Here is a 359-nt window from a genome sequence, read left to right as displayed (position 1 = left end):
CGATATAAAAGGCCCTCTGGTGGGATCAAAAGATGAACATTTCCGGCACCGGGCTGATCGGCCAGCGACTCCAGCGGAAGATCGTCCGTGAGCGTATGTACCGAAGATACGCTATCTGCGGAGAACGTCATCCATTCCCAATGCTTACGCAGCGTCGAGGAAGAACGTATGACCATCAACGATTCAGGCATCACGATCCTTATGATTAGTAGAGTTGCAGCGTACGCCGATAGATTTGGGCGCTCTGCTGTTTACGGTTGAAGAAAATATGGCTTTGCCATCCCTGGGATTGTTCGTCGCTGATACTTTCCGTACTCAGCGTAAAATAGCGGCTATAGGGAAAGAGATGCCCTTTCACC

2 protein-coding genes are annotated in these 359 nt (G+C 50.4%); both read right to left on the bottom strand.

Annotated elements, in window-relative coordinates; genetic code table 11:
- Positions 1-191: type II secretion system protein GspL (locus V5P19_RS23090; protein WP_334407854.1), on the bottom strand; the 191-nt coding region annotated here is incomplete at its 3' end.
- A 14-nt stretch (positions 192-205) separates the two neighbouring features.
- Positions 206-359, bottom strand: a 154-nt coding sequence (locus V5P19_RS23085; RefSeq protein ID WP_334407855.1) for a hypothetical protein, incomplete at its 5' end; no start/stop codon positions are given.

Source organism: Enterobacter sp. UNJFSC 003 (genome assembly GCF_036903355.1).
Lineage (GTDB): Bacteria > Pseudomonadota > Gammaproteobacteria > Enterobacterales > Enterobacteriaceae > Enterobacter.
The sequence above is the reverse complement of the archived record's forward strand: the minus strand, read 5'-3'. Positions and strand labels throughout refer to the sequence as shown.